Origin of the sequence: Terriglobus sp. (genome assembly GCF_965201105.1) — a bacterium.
GTDB lineage: Bacteria > Acidobacteriota > Terriglobia > Terriglobales > Acidobacteriaceae > Terriglobus.
Window position 1 is genome coordinate 914,311 of the sequence record NZ_OZ241741.1, and the last position, 18,744, is coordinate 933,054.

19 protein-coding genes, 1 tRNA gene and 1 pseudogene are annotated in these 18,744 nt (G+C 60.8%); 4 read left to right on the top strand and 17 right to left on the bottom strand.

The annotated features are described in order from the left end of the window. Nucleotides 1–8 precede the first annotated feature (8 nt). The gene (locus ACOFKT_RS04115; protein ID WP_419806160.1) at nucleotides 9–425 is read left to right on the top strand and encodes an acyl-CoA thioesterase; all 417 of its coding nucleotides are present in this window, start codon (nucleotides 9–11) and stop codon (nucleotides 423–425) included. Nucleotides 426–579: 154 nt separating this feature from the next. Here the strand turns inward: ACOFKT_RS04115 and ACOFKT_RS04120 are convergent, their stop codons facing one another. Together ACOFKT_RS04120 and sppA are read right to left on the bottom strand one after the other, a co-directional pair. Continuing rightward, the gene (locus tag ACOFKT_RS04120) at nucleotides 580–894 is read right to left on the bottom strand and encodes an HU family DNA-binding protein (RefSeq protein ID WP_419807101.1); all 315 of its coding nucleotides are present in this window, start codon (nucleotides 892–894) and stop codon (nucleotides 580–582) included. Between the two features lie 73 nt (nucleotides 895–967). Next, complete coding sequence (sppA, locus tag ACOFKT_RS04125; protein WP_419806161.1) at nucleotides 968–2,041, bottom strand: signal peptide peptidase SppA; 1,074 nt, start codon at nucleotides 2,039–2,041, stop codon at nucleotides 968–970. 186 nt (nucleotides 2,042–2,227) lie between these two features. On the opposite strand from sppA, the gene ACOFKT_RS04130 reads away from it, so the two are divergent. After that, nucleotides 2,228–3,061 carry a glycosyltransferase gene (locus ACOFKT_RS04130; RefSeq protein WP_419806162.1) on the top strand — a complete coding sequence of 278 codons (834 nt, stop codon included), beginning with the start codon at nucleotides 2,228–2,230 and terminating at the stop codon, nucleotides 3,059–3,061. Between the two features lie 7 nt (nucleotides 3,062–3,068). On the opposite strand, the pseudogene xrtJ reads toward ACOFKT_RS04130, so the two are convergent. After that, nucleotides 3,069–4,600, bottom strand: a pseudogene (xrtJ, locus tag ACOFKT_RS04135) (exosortase J). 162 nt (nucleotides 4,601–4,762) lie between these two features. Beyond that, complete coding sequence (locus ACOFKT_RS04140) at nucleotides 4,763–5,092, bottom strand: hypothetical protein (RefSeq protein ID WP_419806163.1); 330 nt, start codon at nucleotides 5,090–5,092, stop codon at nucleotides 4,763–4,765. Between the two features lie 153 nt (nucleotides 5,093–5,245). Here ACOFKT_RS04140 and ACOFKT_RS04145 point away from each other — a divergent pair, with 153 nt between their 5' ends. After that, nucleotides 5,246–6,163, top strand: a complete 918-nt coding sequence (locus ACOFKT_RS04145; RefSeq protein WP_419806164.1) for a proline dehydrogenase family protein — start codon at nucleotides 5,246–5,248, stop codon at nucleotides 6,161–6,163. An 85-nt stretch (nucleotides 6,164–6,248) separates the two neighbouring features. Here the strand turns inward: ACOFKT_RS04145 and ACOFKT_RS04150 are convergent, their stop codons facing one another. The 4 genes from ACOFKT_RS04150 to ACOFKT_RS04165 form a co-directional block, all read right to left on the bottom strand. Then, nucleotides 6,249–7,532 (bottom strand): TlpA disulfide reductase family protein, encoded by a 1,284-nt coding sequence (locus ACOFKT_RS04150; protein WP_419806165.1) that lies wholly within the window; start codon nucleotides 7,530–7,532, stop codon nucleotides 6,249–6,251. A gap of 298 nt (nucleotides 7,533–7,830) precedes the next feature. Then, nucleotides 7,831–8,757, bottom strand: coding sequence for a DUF3106 domain-containing protein (locus ACOFKT_RS04155; RefSeq protein ID WP_419806166.1), 927 nt, complete (start codon nucleotides 8,755–8,757; stop codon nucleotides 7,831–7,833). Nucleotides 8,758–8,869: 112 nt separating this feature from the next. Beyond that, nucleotides 8,870–9,307 (bottom strand): hypothetical protein, encoded by a 438-nt coding sequence (locus tag ACOFKT_RS04160; protein WP_419806167.1) that lies wholly within the window; start codon nucleotides 9,305–9,307, stop codon nucleotides 8,870–8,872. Between the two features lie 70 nt (nucleotides 9,308–9,377). Beyond that, entirely contained in the window at nucleotides 9,378–10,028 is a 651-nt protein-coding gene (locus ACOFKT_RS04165; RefSeq protein ID WP_419806168.1) for an RNA polymerase sigma factor, read from the bottom strand. 359 nt (nucleotides 10,029–10,387) lie between these two features. Here ACOFKT_RS04165 and ACOFKT_RS04170 point away from each other — a divergent pair. Continuing rightward, nucleotides 10,388–10,462, top strand: a tRNA-Val gene (locus ACOFKT_RS04170). A 61-nt stretch (nucleotides 10,463–10,523) separates the two neighbouring features. On the opposite strand, the gene ACOFKT_RS04175 is transcribed toward ACOFKT_RS04170, so the two are convergent. From ACOFKT_RS04175 to coxB, 9 genes are all read right to left on the bottom strand, one after another. Next, entirely contained in the window at nucleotides 10,524–11,102 is a 579-nt protein-coding gene (locus ACOFKT_RS04175; protein ID WP_419807102.1) for a site-specific integrase, read from the bottom strand. Continuing rightward, nucleotides 11,102–11,740: a hypothetical protein gene (locus ACOFKT_RS04180; protein ID WP_419806169.1), complete on the bottom strand. Its 639-nt coding sequence runs from the start codon at nucleotides 11,738–11,740 to the stop codon at nucleotides 11,102–11,104. Before ACOFKT_RS04180 ends, ACOFKT_RS04175 begins: the two co-directional genes overlap by 1 nt. Nucleotides 11,741–12,062: 322 nt before the next feature. Next, entirely contained in the window at nucleotides 12,063–13,493 is a 1,431-nt protein-coding gene (locus ACOFKT_RS04185) for a cytochrome b N-terminal domain-containing protein (protein ID WP_419806170.1), read from the bottom strand. Continuing rightward, a complete protein-coding gene (locus tag ACOFKT_RS04190; protein ID WP_419806171.1) occupies nucleotides 13,490–14,071 on the bottom strand; it encodes a ubiquinol-cytochrome c reductase iron-sulfur subunit in 582 nt (193 codons plus the stop codon). The genes ACOFKT_RS04185 and ACOFKT_RS04190 overlap by 4 nt, the downstream gene beginning before the upstream one ends. Next, complete coding sequence (locus tag ACOFKT_RS04195) at nucleotides 14,064–14,465, bottom strand: hypothetical protein (RefSeq protein WP_419806172.1); 402 nt, start codon at nucleotides 14,463–14,465, stop codon at nucleotides 14,064–14,066. The genes ACOFKT_RS04190 and ACOFKT_RS04195 overlap by 8 nt, the downstream gene beginning before the upstream one ends. Then, a complete protein-coding gene (locus tag ACOFKT_RS04200; RefSeq protein ID WP_419806173.1) occupies nucleotides 14,458–15,312 on the bottom strand; it encodes a cytochrome c oxidase assembly protein in 855 nt (284 codons plus the stop codon). Before ACOFKT_RS04200 ends, ACOFKT_RS04195 begins: the two co-directional genes overlap by 8 nt. Continuing rightward, complete coding sequence (locus ACOFKT_RS04205; protein WP_419806174.1) at nucleotides 15,309–16,004, bottom strand: cytochrome c oxidase subunit 3; 696 nt, start codon at nucleotides 16,002–16,004, stop codon at nucleotides 15,309–15,311. Before ACOFKT_RS04205 ends, ACOFKT_RS04200 begins: the two co-directional genes overlap by 4 nt. Further along, nucleotides 16,001–17,665, bottom strand: coding sequence for a cytochrome c oxidase subunit I (gene ctaD / locus ACOFKT_RS04210; RefSeq protein ID WP_419806175.1), 1,665 nt, complete (start codon nucleotides 17,663–17,665; stop codon nucleotides 16,001–16,003). The genes ACOFKT_RS04205 and ctaD overlap by 4 nt, the downstream gene beginning before the upstream one ends. Nucleotides 17,666–17,667: 2 nt before the next feature. Then, on the bottom strand, nucleotides 17,668–18,651 hold the full coding sequence (gene coxB / locus ACOFKT_RS04215) for a cytochrome c oxidase subunit II (protein ID WP_419806176.1): 984 nt from the start codon (nucleotides 18,649–18,651) through the stop codon (nucleotides 17,668–17,670). Nucleotides 18,652–18,744 lie beyond the last annotated feature (93 nt).

The following is an 18,744-nucleotide window of genomic DNA, read 5'->3' on the forward strand; positions in this document are numbered from 1 at the left end:
GAGGGACGATGGCGCAGTGGATGGAAACGCGCGTGCGGGTGCGCTACGCCGAGACCGACCAGATGGGTGTGGTCTACCACGCGAACTACCTGGTGTGGTTTGAGGTGGGCCGGGTCGAGTTCATGCGGTCGCTTGGGCTGGAGTACCGCCGGCTGGAAGAAGATTTCGGCTGCCTAATCAGCGTGGTGGAGGCACAGGCGCGGTATAAGCTCCCGGCGCGGTATGACGACGATCTGCTGATCCGCACGGGCATCTTGATGTTGCGTGGGTCGCTGATGCGAATCGGATATGAGATTGTGCGCGTGGCCGATGGTGTGCTGCTGGCGACGGGTGAGACGACGCACATGGTGGTGGGGCGGGACATGAAGCGGAGGGCGCTGCCGGAGCCGTATGAGCGCGCATTTCGGGCAATGCTGGAGCGGTGAGTTGTTTCGAGACTTCGTGCCGCTGCGAGCGAAAATGCAGGTCTTTATGCAAGCACCACGTCCACTGCGCACCTACGGTGAAGCTGTCCTGCTCCGGTCGAGAGGACAATCTGTGGTGAGCGTGCGCTTTAGCTGTCTGTGCTGAGCGGGCGGCTCAACTTTCGGTTGAGGCCGAAGCGTCGCGGGCGGCGGTGGCGGCGTTGACCTGGTCGCGAAGTTCTTTAGAGGGTTTGAAGTAGGGAACGCGCTTGGCGGGCACCTCGACGCGTTGGCCGGTTTTGGGGTTACGGCCGGTGCGGGATTTGCGCTGGCGCGAGCGGAAGGAACCGAAGCCGCGGATTTCGATCTTGTCGTCGGCGCGCAGGGCGTCAATCATGCCGTTGAAGATGGTTTCCACGATTACGTCCGCGTCACGGCGCGTCAGATCGCCGAGTGCCGCGACTTCATCCACCAGGTCCGCTTTGGTCACTGCCACCTCCCTGGTGGTCTCAACGTGTAGTGAGTGTATCGAACCTGGCGGTTGCTTCCGAGCGCACAACGCGTCATTTCCAGAGGAAATAGAAGCCGGGGGACTGATTGAGCGAGTCCGTGGCGAGCGGGGCACCGGCGGAGGTCCCGATTGCCGACAGAATGCGGAGCATGCCTGCTTCTGGCGCGCGGCTCAGGTCGTCGGTGTCGGTGCCGCTCAGGGCTGCGAGCAGCCCGAGCTTCTTTTTCGGCGGACGCTTCACGCTGGGTTCGCCGGTGATGCCGACAGAGCGTGCGGTGTCGATCAGCGCGATGCGGAAGCCGCCTTCCTTGTCGATAAGGCCGAGGCCCTTGGCCTGCTGGCCGGTCCAAACCTGGCCGGTGGCAAGTGGCTTGATGCGGTCATCCGCGACATTGCGGCCATGTGCCACGTCATGAATGAACTGGCCGTACATGTTGTCGATCAGGCCCTGGAAGTATTGCTGCTCGCGCGGCGTGAGATCGCGGGTTGGATCGCCCGCGTCTTTGAGTTCGCCGGCGTGCAGGACCACGGGCTTCAGCTTGGCCCAGCGGAGCAGGTCGCCGTAGTTGGTCCACTCCATGATGACGCCAATGGAGCCGACGACGGAGGCATCATTCGCGTAGATCTTGTCGCAAGCCGAAGCGATGTAATAGGCCCCGCTGGCTCCGACGGTTTCGATGGAAGCGACTATCTTTTTGTGCTTTTCCTGACGGATACGAAGGACTTCGTTGTAGAGCTCCTGCGATACGGCCGCGCCGCCGCCGGGTGAGTTAATGTGCAGGACGATTGCCTTTACGTCGTCGTCGTCGCCGAATTTGCGGAGCTGTTCGCCGAGTTTGTCCGCGTCGAGCAAAACGCCGCTGACCTCGATGACGCCGATCTGTTTGCCGCCGGAGAGGGCGGAGGAAGAGTCGCCGTCGCTGCTGACGGACTTGACCGCCAACCATGTGAGCAGGCCGAGCACCGCGACGATCGCGACGACAGAGCCGCCGATGACCATGGCCCAGAAGGCACCGGAGCGGCGGCGGCGTGGCTCTGGTGGCGGCGGGGGCGGATAAGCGTAGTTGCCGTAACTGGGCGGCGGTGGTGGAACGGGTGGCTGGCTAGGGTACACGGGGTCCTGCATCGGCCTGAGTGTAGCACCGGCTTGTTCGCAGGATGGGCGCGGTGGCGGCGGTTCGGCGGCGATGCGAAAGCGATGGCCGGCTCCTGCCTGGCGACGCGACGTAAATGCGTTTCCTTCCGTCTTATACATCGGATATCATCGCGCATTAGTGTCTGCTGCTTCAGCGCACTCTGCCGGGGCCGAACGATGGCGTCACCACACCTGAGTATCGTGATTCCCGCCTACAACGAGGCGGCACGCATTGAGCGCACGCTGACGCGCGTGCTGCAGTGTGTGCGGGAAAACCGGTGGGATGCCGAGGTGCTCGTGGTGGACGACGGGTCGTGGGATGAGACGGCCGCGATCGTGCGCAGATACATGCAGAGTTCGCCCGAGCTGCACCTGATCCAGAACCCGGGCAACCGGGGCAAGGGGTATTCGGTGCGCAACGGCCTGCTGCAAGCCGCAGGCGAGGTTGTGATGTTTACCGATGCGGATTTGTCCGCGCCGATGGGCGAGGCCGAACGGCTGTTTGCGGCAATCGAAGAGGGCGCGGATGTGGCGATCGGGTCGCGCTGGCTGGACCGCAGCCGGCAGACGCTGCACCAGCCGCTGTACCGGCGTTTCTTCGGCCGCTGTTTCAATGCGCTGACGCGCGCGGTGATGGGTTTGCCCTATGCCGATACGCAATGTGGATTCAAGGCGTTCAAGCGCAAGGCTGCGCAGGTGATCTTCCGGCTGCAGCGGGTGGAACGTTGGGGCTTCGATCCGGAAATCCTGTTTATCGCACGCAAGCTGGGCTTCACGATTGCGGAAGTGCCCGTGTCATGGGGGCATGATGAGCGGTCGAAGATCAGCTACCTGCGGGATGGATCGCGAATGCTGCAGGACATGGCGACGATCCGCTCAAACAGTATGCTGGGCCGGTACGACGCGGCGATCGCTGCTATGGCGGACACGAGCCGGATGACGACGCCGGTGACCTCGGCGGTGTCGACGCCGGTAACGTCAGGCGTGCCACTGCGCGATATTGCGAGGTAGCGGACAGCTAGTGTGCGCCTAGTTTCTCTGTCAGCGATTTCAGATCCAGGGTGTTGATGAAGCCGGCGATTTCTCGGCGCGCGTCTGCCTGCACCTCGGGCGTTTCCTGACCGCCGGGAACGGACTGCACGCGGAAGAGCAAAGGCAGGCGGCGGTTCATGCGAACGTCGACCGGGTTCAATGCGATGATCCAGCCGGTCTGTTGAAAGCCCGCTTCCTGCACGCTGCAGTGGCTCCGCACGCAGATGGTCTCAGCGAAGTAGGTGGGGATGGGAAGCGAGTGCTCGACGAGGTCGTCCTGGAGCGTGAAGGTGGAAAGCTCGACGGGCAGGGCATCGGCGGCCGTAGTGTTCAGATGGTTGCCGACCAGAGGCTTGCTGCCGTTCATCAGGCGGCTCTGGATGGCGTAGTGGCGCTTGGGTGAGAGCCAGACGGCAAGGGCAATGGAGGCACCATCGTCGCGGTGGTAGGCGGTCCAAAGCCAAACGGTTTGGCCGTAGTAATCCTCGCGCCAGTGTTCGCCCATGTGCCACGGCCCGGCCTGCGCCGGCAGCGCCGCTTCGGCAACCGCGGGAGCGATATAGTCATCGGGCGTGAAGAGCAGAGCCCAGGCGGATGGAACCGCGGTTACAGCGGCGGCGGCGAGGAGAAGGGTAGCGGCGATCCATCGGGGAGTTTGAAAGGTTTGCCGCCACGGAACGCGTGACGGACGGGTTGACCGAGGAGCGGCGGCCGTGAGGCTGGAACGGGGAAGCGGGCGAAACAGCAGGTAGCCCGCGACGACACTGACCAGCAGAAACAGCGTACCGCCGATGCAGTAATCGATGAGTTCGCCGTTGCCGCGCAGGTGCGGGAAGTGCACGCCGACCCAGCAGTAGAGGACGAGGGTGCAGAGACGTGTGAGGTTCAGGAGGTAGCCCGTGGCCAGACCGGCGAGCATGAGCAGGGCGGTGCGGACGGTGCCCATGCGACGCAGGTAGCCGATGAGCAGCGCGAGATAGACCATGGTCGCGGAACCGCGGATGCCGTCACAGCCGGGGACGATGACCATGCCGAAGCGGGGCGCGAACATCATTTGCAGCTGTTCGCCCGAGGGCCGCAGGCCGAGCAGGGTGGCGAAGCCGCGGGCGATGTGGCGGAGATGGTCTGCAGGGGGAAGTCAAGACGTTCAAAAAGGTGCGGAACGGGATTGACGCACAGCAAAAGGCACAGCGGAAACAGGGAAGCCCGCCACAGCCGGGTGCCGCCGAGCAGAAGCACGACGCCGGAGCCATAGGCGAAACAGAGCAGGCCGGGCTGCGCCGGAGAGATCTGGATGCCATGGAAACCGTAGGCGATGAGGACCGAGCCGATCGTGCGGGCGAGAAGGATCGCACCGGCAAGTGGCAACAGACCCCACAGGGTGCCCTGCCGCTGCCAACCCTGCTCGCGCCATACACGCAGGATCAGGGCGAAGCTGATGAAGGGAAGGAGTGCGCCGAAGCTGCGCAGCGGGTCATCACGCCAGAGCTGGAGAAGGTCGGCGACGATGGGCAGCATGGCAAGCGCGCCCAAAAGCAAAAGCAGCAGCAGGATCGCGCCTGCTGCTGCTTCATTGGTAAAGTTATGTCGCGGTGATGAGCGCTGACGAGCCGGGAACGCGGCCGGATGCTTCGACTGGTCTGTAGCGGTCGGCACTGCGTAGAGGATCTCTACGTTCGATTATGCCGCAACCGAGGTAGCGAGTGCGTTACGGTTCCGCATGCGGCCGTAGCCGAGACGGCCGACCAGCAACCCGGTGGCGCCGAGAACGGCCAGCAGCGCGGTCGGGTTTTCCGGCGAACTAGAACAGGGAGCCGGATTGATGCAGGGGCCGCCGCCTACACAGGGTGCCTGCATTGCGGCGATGACCGGCTTCGCCCCGATGGCGCTGGAAGTGATGCCGAGATTCTTATTGACGCTGCCGACGGTTGCGCCAAGGTTGAGACTGGCGGCAGATGCGGCAGCGGGAACACACAGGGACAGAAGAAGGAAGGGAAGAAACTTTTTCATGAGCACAGCTCCAGGGAGGTTTCGCGACAGTCGCGCGTGGAAGGGTAAAGCAGACGCACCTCGACCCGGGTGCTAGAAAGTCACTAACACGAAAGGGTTATGGCTTTCGGGCGAGTTCTGAGAATCCACTTGACGCGCTTACACTGCTTGTTGATGATGATGCGTTCGATTTTGATTTCGCTGTCGCAGAACAGCTCACTTCGTAAGCTTTTAGAGCAGACGCGTCCGGGGCGAAAGCTGTCCGGGCGTTTTGTTGCCGGGACGACGCTGGACGACGCAGTCCGGGTCACCGAGACGCTGAATGCCGAGGGATTCAGCGTCTCCCTGGACTCGCTTGGGGAAAGTGTTCGCACGGCGGCGGGAGCGCGGGCGGCGGCGGAAATCTATCATCTTTTACTTGATCGCATCGCAGGTAAGTCGCTGAATGCAAATGTGTCGGTGAAGTTGACGGGTGTCGGGCTGGATGTGTCTGCGGGGCTGGGCGAGCAGGTGACGGGCGAAATCGTGGAGCATGCGGCGCGGCTCGGCAACTTCGTACGCATTGACATGGAAGGCACGCCCTATACCGAGGTGACCCTGAAGCTGACGGAAGATCTGCACGGCCGCTTCCCGGGCGCAGTGGGAACGGTATTGCAGTCGTATCTATACCGGACGAAGGACGATGCGGAGCGGCTGCTGGGGCAGGGAATCCGCATCCGCCTGTGTAAAGGCGCCTACAAGGAAGGGCCGGAGCATGCGTTTCCGTCAAAGGCGGACGTGGACGGCAGCTACGTGACGCTGGCCGAGCGCATGGTCGCTTCGGACGTGTACTGCGGCATGGCGACCCACGACGAAAAGATGATCGCGGCCGTGGAGCGCTTTGTGAAGGAACGCGGGATCGCACGGGACCGGTTTGAGTTCCAGATGCTGTACGGTGTGCGGCGAGACCTGCAGCGAGAGCTGCTGGGACGTGGCTACGGGGTGCGGGTGTACCTGCCGTTTGGCACGGACTGGTTTCCGTACTTCATGCGGCGCCTGGCGGAGCGGCCAGCGAACGTAATCTTTATCCTAAAGAACCTGTTCAAGAGCTAGGAGAACAATGTCGGACGGATGGGGCATTGTGATCCAGTAGTGGAGGTGCGTGAGAACCGCCTCGTTCTTCTCTCTGATCGGGTGTTCAGTTTGTACCTGCTGGGGCTGGCGGGGTGGGTTGCGTGAGGAGTTCTTCCACGAGTTTGAAGGTTTCGTTGCGTAGCTCGGTATAGGCGGCACCGGTGGCAGGGCCGCTGAAGCCAGCATGAACCTGTTTGACCAGACCGTCGCGGCCAATAAAGAAGCTGGTCGGCCAGCTGTTCAGGTTTTTGCCTTGTGGCAGCTTTTCGTTCAGCTGGTCCGGTGTGCCCATGAGCAGCACGGTGTAGGGGACACGATAGCGAGTCAGGAACGCACGGAGCCGCTCTGGATTGTGCAGTTGATCCTCTTCTTCAAAGAAAAGATCGACGACTTCCAGGCCACGGGCGTGAAACCGGTTGTAGAGCTCGACGAGCATCGGTGCTTCGTCGTGGCAGTTGGGGCACCAGCTGCCGCCGACGGCAGCAATGACGACCTTGCCCCGGAAACGCGGGTCGCTGCTGGTGACAGTCTGGCCGGACAGGTCTGTGCCGGAAAAACGCAAGGGCTCGCGCGGGTCGACGACGGACGTCTGCTCCGTGGGGCGTGTGGGGCCGGGCAGGTTCTGGCGGCGTGCGTCGGCTGTGCGCCGGGCGGTCCAGGGCGCGTCGTCGCTGAGCATGTTGCGGACCTGCAAGGTGCCGTCTGGTTCTGGGTGCAGCGCGTAGAGAGCGGGGCCGTTCGCAGCGAAGCGTGCCACGCGGTACTCGCCGGTTGCGGGGTCGAAGCCGCCGTAGAGACCGCCGGTGTCACCGTCGATGCGTTGGATGGTGGCTTGGACCTCGCCGGTGCCGCCGTAGGGCTGAACGTGCAGCGTCCAAGCCGATTCGCCTTTGGCGGAGTGAACCGAAATCTCCCAATCACCGTTGATGGTTGCTGGCGCGGTTGTGGCGGCGGCGACGAAGCGGGTGGCGGGCTTGCCGTCGCGGTCAGGATGCAGGACGACGGGGATGGGAGCCTTCATGCGCGCGCCGCTGTACTCGCCGCGGAACTCGGTAGCGGTGAGCGAACCTTCCAGCTTGCGTGCGAAGTAGTCGAAGTGAAGGCTGAGGCGGCCGTTCGACTCCAAACCGTTGCTGGAGGGCGACTGCTCTTGCCCGTTGACGAGCGCGCCGGAGACGCTGTCGCCGAGGCCGGGTGCTCCGAGGTTCAGTTGCACGGGGATGGCCTGACCGCGATACGTCGCGGTGCCGCTCCAGTGACGAACGTTTGTGGTTCGCGGTGCGCCGTGAGCGGCAGCAGCGGGCAGGAGCAGAGATGCACCAAGAATGCGGGCGAGCAAACGAAGCATGGCAGTCCTTTCAGAGGCGGAAGGCAGCTAAAGATTGTGGGGAGCGTGTGCGCAGGACTGCGCGAGAGCGGGGAGATCAGCGACAACAACAGTGGCGGCGAGAGGCCGGCTTCACTGCGAGGTTGGAAACGCTGTGCACACGTGTACGGTAAACCGGCCCGGGTGAGGGGTCAAATGAGCGCGCTGGATTGAGGAGTGGGCCGCGTGGAGATTGGCAGTATTGCCAAAGATGGACAGGCCTATCTTCGCGCGAAACCGGGGCGCAGGCGACTGAAGGTGATGCTGCCGCTATGCCGGGTTATTGCTGCGGGAGCATGGGGCTGACCGTCAATAGGTTTTCCAGGGTGCCGCGTTCCTGATCGTTGAACTGCTGACGAAAGGCTGGGGAGTTCAGGAACTGATTGCGCTGGTCGGGGGACATGGGGCGCAGCTCGCGGAAGGTGCGGGCGACGGCGCGGCGGCGATCTTGAGAAAGGGCGCCGAGCTCGCCCATGGCGCTGCGCACCTCCCCGCGCTGCACGGGAGAGAGGCGTTCCATCTGCTCACTGCGCTGCAGTGTGCGTTCGCGCTGCTTCGGGGGCATGCTGTTGAGCCGTTGCAGGCGGTCGAGCATGCGTTGCTGTGTTTGCTGGGGAAGCTGGTTGAAGCCGGGCTCGCGTTGCAGGGCGCGTTGCTGGTCCTGGGTGGTCAAACTGTTATGCTGCTGCATCCACTGCTGCAGGTGCTCACCGCGCGTGGAGTTGGGGCCCATGCCGTTTGGTTGCTGCCGCCAGAAGCTCTGCTGCGGGCTTTGTCGCGCAGGCTGCTGGTTCATGCCGTTGTAGTTGGCGTTGCGATTGGGAACGGATGGTTGCGCTGGACCATTTTGCGGAGTGGTTCCGCGCTGCGCGTAGCCGCTGGCCTGGCCGTAGCCGTTTGGTTGGCCGTAGCCATTGCCGTGGCCATAGCCGCTGCCCTGTGGCAAGCCGCGCTGCGCCGGACCGTAACCGTTCCCCTGCGGCTGGCCGTAGGCCGGTTGGGGCCGGCCGGAGTTCCGCCCAGCTTGTCCGTAAGTGCTGCCGGTGTAACCGCCGCGGCCTGCATACGGCTGCTGTGGCATGGTCTGGAATTGGGATCGTGGCTGGGATTGTGGGTATTGCCCACCGGAGTAGCCGCGCTGCCGAGGTGCCTGGGGCTGCGATTGCGCCAGTTGTGTACACACCAACGCCGCAGAGGCAAGCAGCATCGCGGCATGGGGCAGGAGCTTACGCGTTGGCAGACCGAGTGTCATAAGCGGCAGGGAACAGCAAATGGCAGTGCCGGAAAGTGCAGTGGTTCATCGGTGTGGCGGACAGCGCCTAAAGCGCGCTGCCATTGCTGGAGCTATTGTCGTCCTGGCCGTCTAGCAGTTGATCCATCTGCTGAATGGCCTGATCGTCATTGTCGAGCACCTGCAGATCCTGCAGAGTGCGGCTGGTGACAGCTGGTGCAGTGTGCTGCGTGTGCGTGAATCCGAAGTAGCTGCCGCCACCGGCGAGCAGAAGCAGTGCCGTGGCACCGGCGAGTAAAGGCCGGTAACCGATGGGGTTGCCGAACTGCAGCCGGTCACGCATGCGTGCAAGCCAGCCTGCAGGAGCCTGCGTCTGCTCTTCACGAAAACGCGCCATCATGCGGCCTTCGAACCAGGGTGAGGGCTCAGACGCTTCCCACTCGTCCAGCAGTGCCATCATTTCGAGCATGGCCTGCTCGTCGGAAACGGCCCCGTCCCTTTCCTTTGCGTTCAGTATGGTGCTCATTGCATTACCTTCTTCCAATGTATCGAAACCGGTGAAAGCCGCGGCTGAAAGTGATCCCTTGAGTGCTGCACTAGACGAAATTCTTGAGCTTTTCGCGCAAGGTCTGGTAGGCGCGAAACAGCAGGGACTTGGTGGCAGACTCGCTTAGCTTCAGCACGGCGCCGATCTGCTTGTAGTCCATTTCCTGGTATTTGTGCATTAGGACGGCCATACGCTGCCGTTCGGGCAGTTCCAACACGTGCTGCTTGATGGCGCGCATGCGCTCGGCACGGAGGAGGTCTGCCTCAACGGTGGGCGTGGTGTCGGCCACCTCGGGCGTCGTTCCGCTTTCCTCGTCCGGCGCGTCCAGCTGAACCTTGGCCGCCATGCGCTCGTTCTTTGTGTCACGCGCGTGGTTCACGGCCAGGTTGGTGGCGATGCGATAGAGCCAGGTGGAGAACTTCGCCTCTGCACGATAGCTTTCGCGGGCACGGTAAACGCGCAGAAACACTTCCTGCGCCATTTCTTCCGCCACGGCCTGATTGCGCACCATGCGAAACATGAAGTGCACCATGGCGCGGCGGTACTTGTTCATCAGGACTTCGAAGCAGTCCAAATCGCCGGCCTTGAGCCGCAGCATCAGTTCAGCGTCGCCGCCGTCCACCACGCGGTCGGTTAGAGCGCCGCGCGTGGGTTGGGTGGCTTGGACCATGGTTCCGGGATTGATTGCCAGTGTCGCCACGTCGTTCGCAACCTCGGTAGTGTGGACACCGTTTGAACCGAAAGGTTGCGATGGCGGCACGGAATCCTGCCCGGCATCTGGTACATTCGCCGATTCTGCCGGACTGTGTGGCAATCGTTCTGGCATAAACTGCTCTGCGGTTGGATGGTATCGCGCGGGAAAGGTGCACTGCCGCCGAAGCGGAAGGAGGGAACCTTGGCTGGCAACCGGGACGTAGATGGCTGTGAGCTCGATGGAGCCCGAAGCGCCGGGCGGCTGGCAGCCTCGGATAGGGAATCAACGTCAAGCAGGCATCGGCTGGTACTATGATTCAAGTGTGGCGGGCGGGATGCGACGCCATTGCCTTCCGAAGCCAGGATGGGCGCATAACTCAGCGGTAGAGTGCCACCTTCACACGGTGGAAGTCGTAGGTTCGAATCCTGCTGTGCCCACCATTAAATAAACAACTTAGCGGCCTCGGGCAACTGCGGCCTTGCTCCATGCTGCTCCAAATACTTAAAGACGAGACTCATCCTGTGCAGTTGGAACGGGTGGCGGGATCCACGGCTCTTCCTCCAGCAGAGATTCGACTAGGCGAAGCTGCGCAGCACGCTTGGTTCGGGCTTGAGCCTGGCTATAGATCTGTAGCGTGAAGTGGCTGCTGGCATGACGCATCAGCTCTTGAACGACCTTGACGTTTTCCCCGTTCGCGATGAGCAGAGTGGCGTAGGTGTGCCGAAACGTGTGCCACCCGACGCGCTTGCTGATGCCGGCCTTCATGGCTGCGGGTTGAATGATCTTCTGCAGAACAGTTCCCGGCCACACCGGAAGCCGGCCTTGGTGCACGCGGCTGGCGAAGATCCAGTCAGCGGGTTCCGCGTATGGAGTTGACTCCTTCCAAATCCACAAATCCGCGGCGACTCGATGCGTTAGCGGAACCGGTTTTCGCGAAGCTTCGGTCTTACAACGACCAACCGTTCCTCGGTAGACCGAGCGGGCAATGGAAATCTCAAGACCAGTGAAATCGACATCGGACCACTTGAGGCCAAAGAGTTCGCTTCTTCTCAGACCGGTCGTGACGGCGAGTACCACCATCAAGCGGAACTCGCGATCCAGTTGCGAGAGCAAGGATTGGATTTCTTGCACTTCGAGAAACGCGGGTGTGCACCTGCGCTGAGCACTCTGCCGGACCAGTAGAATTGGGTTCCTCCCCTGCTCCAACCATTCGCAGCGGATCGCGTGGTTGAGAAAAGCAAGCTCATAAGGCTGCGGATCTTAGCCTTAGTGCTGTTGGCCATAGGATCGCCCTTTGCATTTCTGAGATTTCGCAGCCAGTGCTCGACCGCTAACGTACGAACGCTGCGGATCGTCATTGTTCCCCATTGAGGACGGATCCATTTCCTGAAAAAGTAATCGTAGTTCATCCTGCTGGAGGCAGAATGCCAGCCTGCATCTGCTAAGAGGTTGGTTGCGATGTAGTGATCCAATAGGTCGCTGATCAGAATGGGTTTGTAAGAGTGGCGCAACAAATCTGCATTGAGACGCATCCGGATGACGTTCGCAGCCCCTTGGGCCGCGACTTCATCGGGATACTCTTCGATCGACCCAAGAATTGCCGTACGCCGACGAATGAATCCGTTTTCGTCGCATTCTCTCCAGAGAAACTCCCACCGATCAGCGCCCGTCTTGCGTTTGCTTCGGCGAAGGTATCCATGTTGATAGGTTTGCCTCATCTATCTTCCTCCCGAAGTGAGATTAAGGCTGACCCTTCCGAGCTACTCAAGATCTCTGCTGTTGCGGCTCTCGGCTCCCGGTGCTGTGGTGCAGCAATCGAGTGTTCGCCAAGAGTTGAACCACGAAGATCAGCTACACGCACTCACCGAAGCTAGAGGGGAAGATCGCTGCCTGAAGAGGACAGGGCCTCACTCTCGATCTGGACGACAGATTCGCGATCACTGCGAACCTGACAGCAGACTGTTAGCCGAACTTCTGAGCCTGAAGCTGTGCCAACGCAGTCAAGGCTCTGTCTCGTGCTACCAGAATGTCAGACTGATGTTACTCGTGAAGACCGTCAGCCCGCGTATCTGGCGACAACTCGCGAGTATGTAGAAAGCTGAGAAGATCATTGGTTTCTTCAGGCTTGAGAATGCCCGCAAACGCAGGCATGTTGTGGCCGCCATTCAAGATGCGCCATTCCATCTGCTGCGTGTTCATCCGGTCGGCAACCCGGGTCAGGTTTGGCCCCCGTAGGCCGCCGTACCCCTGAACCATGTGACAGGACTCGCATCGCTTGTCATGGAACAGCGCCGCTCCGTGTTGTGCGCTTGGCGTCAGCGAAGCTGTCATGGAAGCGGGCAGAGGAGGAGCGTCAAATCGTGGCGACCACGGCGACACCTTGCCCTCATACCAGAGGGTGCAGACACCCACCACCACAATAGCCACCCAAGCCGCAGCCCAGGGCCGACGTCTCAGGCTACGTTCACCGCTGTTACAGAGAAAGGGGAGTGCAAACATGGAGCCGAAGACGGCTGCTGGCGCGAGAATCATGATGCCAGATTCGAGTTGGTGCGGGCTCATGGCGAGAATCGCGAAATACCAGAGGAGATACCAGTCGGGCCGGGGGGATGCTTCGAGAAGGGTGGGATTCGGTGGCGGAGCGAGATGCGGTGGCCCGTAGATGAAGCCGAGCGTCACGATGCCGGCTATCACCAAGCAACCGAACAGCGCATCGCGCCAAGCAGCGTCGGGCCAAAAGGGCACACCGTTCTTCTTAACCAGTTCCTTGTATCGCCGGCGATAAGTGCGTGGGTTGACCGGAATCCCCTCAACTGGCGGTTCTGAAATGCCGTTGTAGAGCACCAGATAGAGGTGGACTCCGATGAAGGCGAACATCAGGCCCGGGATGATGAAGACGTGGAGGTCGAAAAAGTGATTCAACGTCATGCCATTGAGGCGATCACCGGAATACACGAACTGCTGCAGGTACTGACCAACGTAGGGCACGCGGACTGCCTGTCTCGCAGCAATGTTCACAGACCAGACTGCCGTCTGGTCCCAGCGCAGTAGCTGCCCGGTGAAGCCCATTCCGAGGGTGAACATGAGCAGTACAACGCCGGTAAGCCAATTGCCTTCGCGTGGAAACTTGTACGCTGCGTAAAGAAATACGCGGAGCATGTGAATGCCAATAAACAGGACCATGGCAGACGCGCCGAAGTAGTGCAGCCCGCGCACGAAGTTGCCGAGCGTCGCTGCACGGCTGATGTATTCCAGACTCTCATACGCTCCACTCGCGGACGGAACATAGACAGTGGCGAGGACGACGCCGGTGAGCACCTGCAGCAGGAAAGCAAACAGTGTCGCTGAGCCAAAGACATAGGCCCACTTGCTTTCCTTGGGCACGCGGTGGTCCATAATCGGCTTGAGGTTTTTGACAATGCCGAATCGGTCATCCACCGTGCGCCAGATCTTGAAGAGCAGCGCAATCACGCGTCCACCTCGCGGTTGGTCGGCGCGTGCCCCGGGCAGGGGCCGTTGCGTGCGATCGGCGGAAGCTTCCGCCACTCCACCTGCACGGAATTGTTGAGAATGCGAACGGGGAACTGCTGCAGCGCGTGCGGCGGCGGCCCAGCGGCGACTTTGCCATCCTTGTAGTACACGCCACCATGGCACGGACACATGAAGAGCTCGGCGTCAGCCTCCCAACGCACAGGGCAGCCGAGATGGGTGCAGTCGACCGCGAAGGCCTCGAAGGTGTGCTCATCCACGCGGCGCAGCCAGGCCGCGGTCTCGGAGTCTTCGCCGCCCCAGGCGATTGCGGAGGAATCTTCAAACGTGACCTTGGAGGTGTGGCCCACAGAAAAATCCTTGAGGGCGCCAACGTCGCGCCACACCGCCGGTTCCTTGCGGAAAATCGGTGCAATCAGGAAGCCTACCAGCGGCAGACCGACCAGGGTTGCGGCGAGGCCGCCGGCTGCCACGCTGACAAACATCAGCAGATGACGGCGTGTGAGTAGCGAACCCGGGCTCAGGTCGGTAATCTCGTTACTGTCGTTGTGATCAGTCATGCAGCAGTTCTCCGATCCACTTCGCAATACCTGCTACAAAGATGAGCGCGCCGACGATGCTGAGAGGCCACACGGTGACGGCCCCAAGTGCGACGAACACGATGCCGAAGGCCGTCATCACTGGCGCGTAGGTAGGAATCGGCAGCCGCGTTGGGTGGGGAACGTGCCAGCCGGGAGTGTGCTGCGTGAGTAATTGGGCGTCTTCAGAATGCTGCTCGGGTATGGGCAGAGCGAGCGGCAACCTGGTGCGGAGTGCGGCATTCGCATGCGCCGGAACTCCTATTGTTGGAAGAGGATCTTTGCCCCCGAAAGCGCGGCCAAGATCAAGCACTGATCTGCCCAGCGCCATGAGCGACGCGAAGAACCCCACTTTCTCAGTGTTCCGATCAGCCATGGCTTGCTCCTTCGTGAGGCTTCCGTAACGAAGACATCAACATCTGCTTGTCCGCATCCGGCGTTCGATACCAGCAGCCGAGTTCGAACAGAATGATGCTGAAGTAGATGGTGCACCCGGGCACCCACATCAGCAGCCCGGCGAGTTTTTCGTCTTCCACAGCGGACACGCCCCACACGTCCCGAACGAGGTGAAGAGCTCCAAGCTCGTCTTCCGGGTGTAGGTAAGGTTCATAGTGACCCACGGGGAGGAATGTGATCAGGATGCCGAGCACCGTGCTCACGACGGCAGCAGCGAACAGGTACACGATCGCTTTGCCGGGCTGCATACGCTCCTTTTCGAGAGGCGAGAAGATAGGCCACCAGAACATGCAGCCAGTCACCAGGAAGGTGAGGTGTTCGAAGACATGAATTGCAGTTACAGCGTTGGCCGCGTTGTACAGCGACGGTATGTGCCATACCGCCATCATTAGCATGTTGGCGCTCCACGCCATGGAGGGCCGCGCGAGAACCTTCTCAAAGTGGCGGACGCGGCGTTGCTGCATCCATGAGCTCACGCGCTGCGGTGTCAACCCTGCAATGAGCAACGGTGGAACGCTGAGGATCAGGAGCAGATGCTGCAACATGTGTGCCGAAAAGAGGTATTCATCGCCCAGCGGATCAATGGGCGAGATAAGAGAAAGACAGAGAACAAGCACACCGAGACAGAAGTACACCGCACGCTTCGCGATCCAGGGTCTGCTCGCGAAGTACCAGCCAATCACTGCGAGGCAGCCAACGACGACCGTGGGATGCACCTCCCATCCATGGAGCAGAAGATCGTGTGTGTCGTTGATGCGTGGAGTCATAGGGCCGACCACAGATACACCACGCTGAAAACCATGACCCACACGAGGTCGACAAAGTGCCAGTAGTAGCTCACGGCGCGAAAGGCTGTGTGGCGCTTGTGTCCGAGCTTGCCTGCCATCACCAAACTGAAGATGGTGAGCAGCATAAGAAGGCCTAACGTCACGTGGATGCCGTGAAAACCCGTCAATGTGAAATAGGTACTGCCGAAAAGGTTTCGGCTGATCGTGATGTCTTTGTGCAGCAGGCCGAGGTATTCTCGCGCCTCACCAAACAGGAACGCGGTGCCAAGCAGGATCGTGGCGACCATCCACAACGCAAAGTGCTTGCGGTTTTTGTCGAGACATCTTTCGGCAAGATAGATGGTTCCGCTGCTGAGTAACAGAAGCACCGTATAGATGCCGGTCTTCCATGGGACAAGGCTACTGTGCGCCGTAGGCCCGTTGATCTCGGAAGGTTGCGAGTAGATATACGCGACGATCAGAAAAACAAAGAAGACGAATTCAGAAACAAGAAACAGAAGGACCGCGAGACGTGTCTTCTCATGCAGTAGGGGATGGGACTCGTTCACGCCTGACGGGGCGAACACGTCGAGACTGTCTGGTGACGGGCTGCCTTGCGCGGCGCGTGTGCCGGGCGAGGGCGGGCTCGCGGGCGGCGTCTGTATGGGAGGCGGCTGTGTAGGAAAGCTCATGGCTGATCCTCGCGCATCCAGTCCGCCTCATCTGGATGATGGATGTCCCACAGCGGGCGACGGCTATGCACGGGCGGCACCTCCGCGAAGTTATAGGCGGGCGGTGGAGAGGTTGTTGCCCATTCCAGTGTCCATGCCTGCCACGGGTTATCTCCGGCCAACTCACCATGCTTGCGGCTACGATAGAGATTGACGAGCAATAACAGCATCGACCCGCCAAGGATGAATGCGCCGACCGTCGAGATCATGTTGAGGAGACCCCAGCCAGGAAGATCGGGGTAGGTCCAGACACGGCGCGTCATGCCCCGGAAGCCCAGCAGATGTTGAACGAAGAACGTGGCGTTGAAACCAACGACCGTAAGCCAGAAGTGCCATCGGCCGAGTCGTTCGTTGAGCATCCGCCCGGTCATCTTCGGATACCAGTAATAGATTCCGGCGAAGAGGCCGAAGAGCGTTCCGCCAAACAGTACATAGTGAATGTGCGCGACGATGACGTAGGTATCGGTGAGCTGCCAGTCCATGGGAACCACGGCGAAGATCACGCCGCTCAGGCCGCCGATCGTGAACTCGATGAGGAAAGCCGAGGCGAACTGCATCGCGGTGGTAAAACGTATCCTGCCGCCCCACATCGTCGCGATCCAATTAAAGATCTTGATGCCCGTGGGCACGGCGATCAGCGCGCTTCCGGCAGCGAAGAAGACATCGACATCATGGCCCATGCCGGTGGCGAACATATGGTGCGCCCAGACGGCAAAACTTAACAGAGCGATGGCCACCGTAGAGCCTGCCACGAAACCATAGCCAAAAATTGGCTGCCGCGAGAACACCGGGATCACTTCCGAGATGATCCCGAACGCAGGCAGGATCATGATGTAGACCTCGGGGTGGCCGAAGTTCCAGAAGATGTGCTGCCAGAGAATTGGCGAACCGCCGCCCGTGGCGTTGAAGAAGCGGCCATGCAGGTTGCGGTCAATCAACAGCATGAAAAGCGCGGAGTTCAGCGCAGGGAACGCGAGAATGATCAGAAAGCTGTTCACCGCGGACATCCACGTGAATAGCGGCAGGCGCTTGAAGCTCATGCCCGGAGCGCGAAGAGCAGCAATGGTGATCAGGAAGTTAATCGCCGTCGCAACTGTGCCAATGCCAATGACCAGCAGCCCCAGTGCCCAGTAGTCAACGCCTCCCAAGGAACTGTATGGTTTCTCGCTGAGCGGGGCGTAGCTGAACCAACCCATGTCCGGCGCGTTGCCAGCCAAGATGCTGCCGTAGAGCAGCACGCCGCCGAAGAGGAAGAGCCAATAACTCATAGCGTTCAGCCGCGGGAAGGCTATGTCCCTTGCGCCGATCTGCAACGGAATGAAGTAATTACCAAACGCCAGCAGCGCGGGCACGGCGACGAGGAAAATCATTGTTGTGCCATGCAGCGTGAAGAGCTGGTTGTACGCTTCGGGTCCCATGAAGTGGCTATTGGGACGTGCCAGCTGCCAGCGCATCAGCAGGGCTTCGACGCCACCCACCAGAAAGAAGAACAGGCTGGTGAGCAGGTACATCACAGCGATCTGCTTGTGGTCCACCGAGGCGACCCACTTGAGCATCCCGGCGTGCTTCTGAAAGCGCTCCAGCCTCTCGATCTGCTCGGGAACAATCTCGATCTCGCTCATGCTCACTTGAGTGTCTCCAGGTACTGCACGATGTCGCTGCGCTGATCGTCCGTAAGCCTCAGGTTGGGCATGTGACTGCCCGGCTTGAATGCGTCGGGATCGTGCAGCCATGCAGAGAGCTGGTCCGGCGTGTTACGCATGCGACCTGCGGCAAGGGTGTCGCGGCCGGCCAAGTGCGTCAGATCGGGGCCGATCACTCCGTGTGCCGACGTACCCATGACTGTGTGACAGTTGGCGCACGGCATATTTGTGACGTACTGGAGACCGCGCTGCTCCGCAGCTGTCTGAGGTAGTGGCTCGATCTTCTTTTGTTGCGAGGCCCATACCTGAAACGCATCCGGGTCATCGGCGATGACGCGGATGCGCATCCAGGCGTGCTCCTTTCCGCAAAACTCCGCGCAGGCTCCGAGGTAGGTGCCGGGATGATCGGCTGCAAGCCAGATCTTGGCGTGCCGTCCGGGAATCATATCAATCTTGCGGCCCAGTTCCGGAACCCAGAAATCGTGAATCACGTCAACCGATTCGAAACCGAATTGGATGTTTTTGCCCGCGGGAATATGAACTTCATTCCCCGTCGTGAATCCGAGTTTCGGATACCGAACTTCCCACCACCACTGATGGCCGACAACCACGATGTCATCGCCACTTGCCTGGGCTGGCGGATCGGAGGTGTGCATCACGCGCAGGGTGAAGGCGAAGATCACCGCAAGTAAGATCGTAGGCGGGATGAAGTAGATCATCTCCCACTTCGTGCTGCCGAACACTTGCTTCGGGTCGTCCTCACCGGGGCGCGCGCGGAACTTCCAGCCTGCGTAGCTGACTAAGCCCGCAACGATTAGGAAGATAACGAGGCAGACCCATAAAACCCACGAGGAAAGCTCAAAGATGGATCGCGCGTAGTGAGACTGTGGGTGCAGAACGGGAATCTGGACGGTCAGAGCGGGAAGGAAGGAAGTTCGAATCAGGTACGAGAGGCCTGCGGTCATCGTTCGAGCCCTCGTGAAATCTACTGTTCTGGTGGCTCCATCTTACGGTATGTCCGCTGCCATACATATTTCTCTCTCGAGGCGATGAGCGCG

What these genes read in the sequence shown, in the direction of transcription:
- ACOFKT_RS04115 (WP_419806160.1), top strand. Translation starts at nt 9, where the DNA reads ATGGCGCAGTGGATGGAAACGCGCGTGCGGGTGCGCTACGCCGAGACC.
- sppA (WP_419806161.1), bottom strand. Translation starts at nt 2,041, where the DNA reads ATGCAGGACCCCGTGTACCCTAGCCAGCCACCCGTTCCACCACCGCCG.
- ACOFKT_RS04130 (WP_419806162.1), top strand. Translation starts at nt 2,228, where the DNA reads ATGGCGTCACCACACCTGAGTATCGTGATTCCCGCCTACAACGAGGCG.
- ACOFKT_RS04140 (WP_419806163.1), bottom strand. Translation starts at nt 5,092, where the DNA reads ATGAAAAAGTTTCTTCCCTTCCTTCTTCTGTCCCTGTGTGTTCCCGCT.
- ACOFKT_RS04145 (WP_419806164.1), top strand. Translation starts at nt 5,246, where the DNA reads ATGATGATGCGTTCGATTTTGATTTCGCTGTCGCAGAACAGCTCACTT.
- ACOFKT_RS04150 (WP_419806165.1), bottom strand. Translation starts at nt 7,532, where the DNA reads ATGCTTCGTTTGCTCGCCCGCATTCTTGGTGCATCTCTGCTCCTGCCC.
- ACOFKT_RS04155 (WP_419806166.1), bottom strand. Translation starts at nt 8,757, where the DNA reads ATGCTGCTTGCCTCTGCGGCGTTGGTGTGTACACAACTGGCGCAATCG.
- ACOFKT_RS04160 (WP_419806167.1), bottom strand. Translation starts at nt 9,307, where the DNA reads ATGAGCACCATACTGAACGCAAAGGAAAGGGACGGGGCCGTTTCCGAC.
- ACOFKT_RS04175 (WP_419807102.1), bottom strand. Translation starts at nt 11,102, where the DNA reads ATGGTGGTACTCGCCGTCACGACCGGTCTGAGAAGAAGCGAACTCTTT.
- ACOFKT_RS04180 (WP_419806169.1), bottom strand. Translation starts at nt 11,740, where the DNA reads ATGAGGCAAACCTATCAACATGGATACCTTCGCCGAAGCAAACGCAAG.
- ACOFKT_RS04190 (WP_419806171.1), bottom strand. Translation starts at nt 14,071, where the DNA reads ATGACTGATCACAACGACAGTAACGAGATTACCGACCTGAGCCCGGGT.
- ACOFKT_RS04195 (WP_419806172.1), bottom strand. Translation starts at nt 14,465, where the DNA reads ATGGCTGATCGGAACACTGAGAAAGTGGGGTTCTTCGCGTCGCTCATG.
- ACOFKT_RS04200 (WP_419806173.1), bottom strand. Translation starts at nt 15,312, where the DNA reads ATGACTCCACGCATCAACGACACACACGATCTTCTGCTCCATGGATGG.
- ACOFKT_RS04205 (WP_419806174.1), bottom strand. Translation starts at nt 16,004, where the DNA reads ATGAGCTTTCCTACACAGCCGCCTCCCATACAGACGCCGCCCGCGAGC.
- ctaD (WP_419806175.1), bottom strand. Translation starts at nt 17,665, where the DNA reads ATGAGCGAGATCGAGATTGTTCCCGAGCAGATCGAGAGGCTGGAGCGC.
- coxB (WP_419806176.1), bottom strand. Translation starts at nt 18,651, where the DNA reads ATGACCGCAGGCCTCTCGTACCTGATTCGAACTTCCTTCCTTCCCGCT.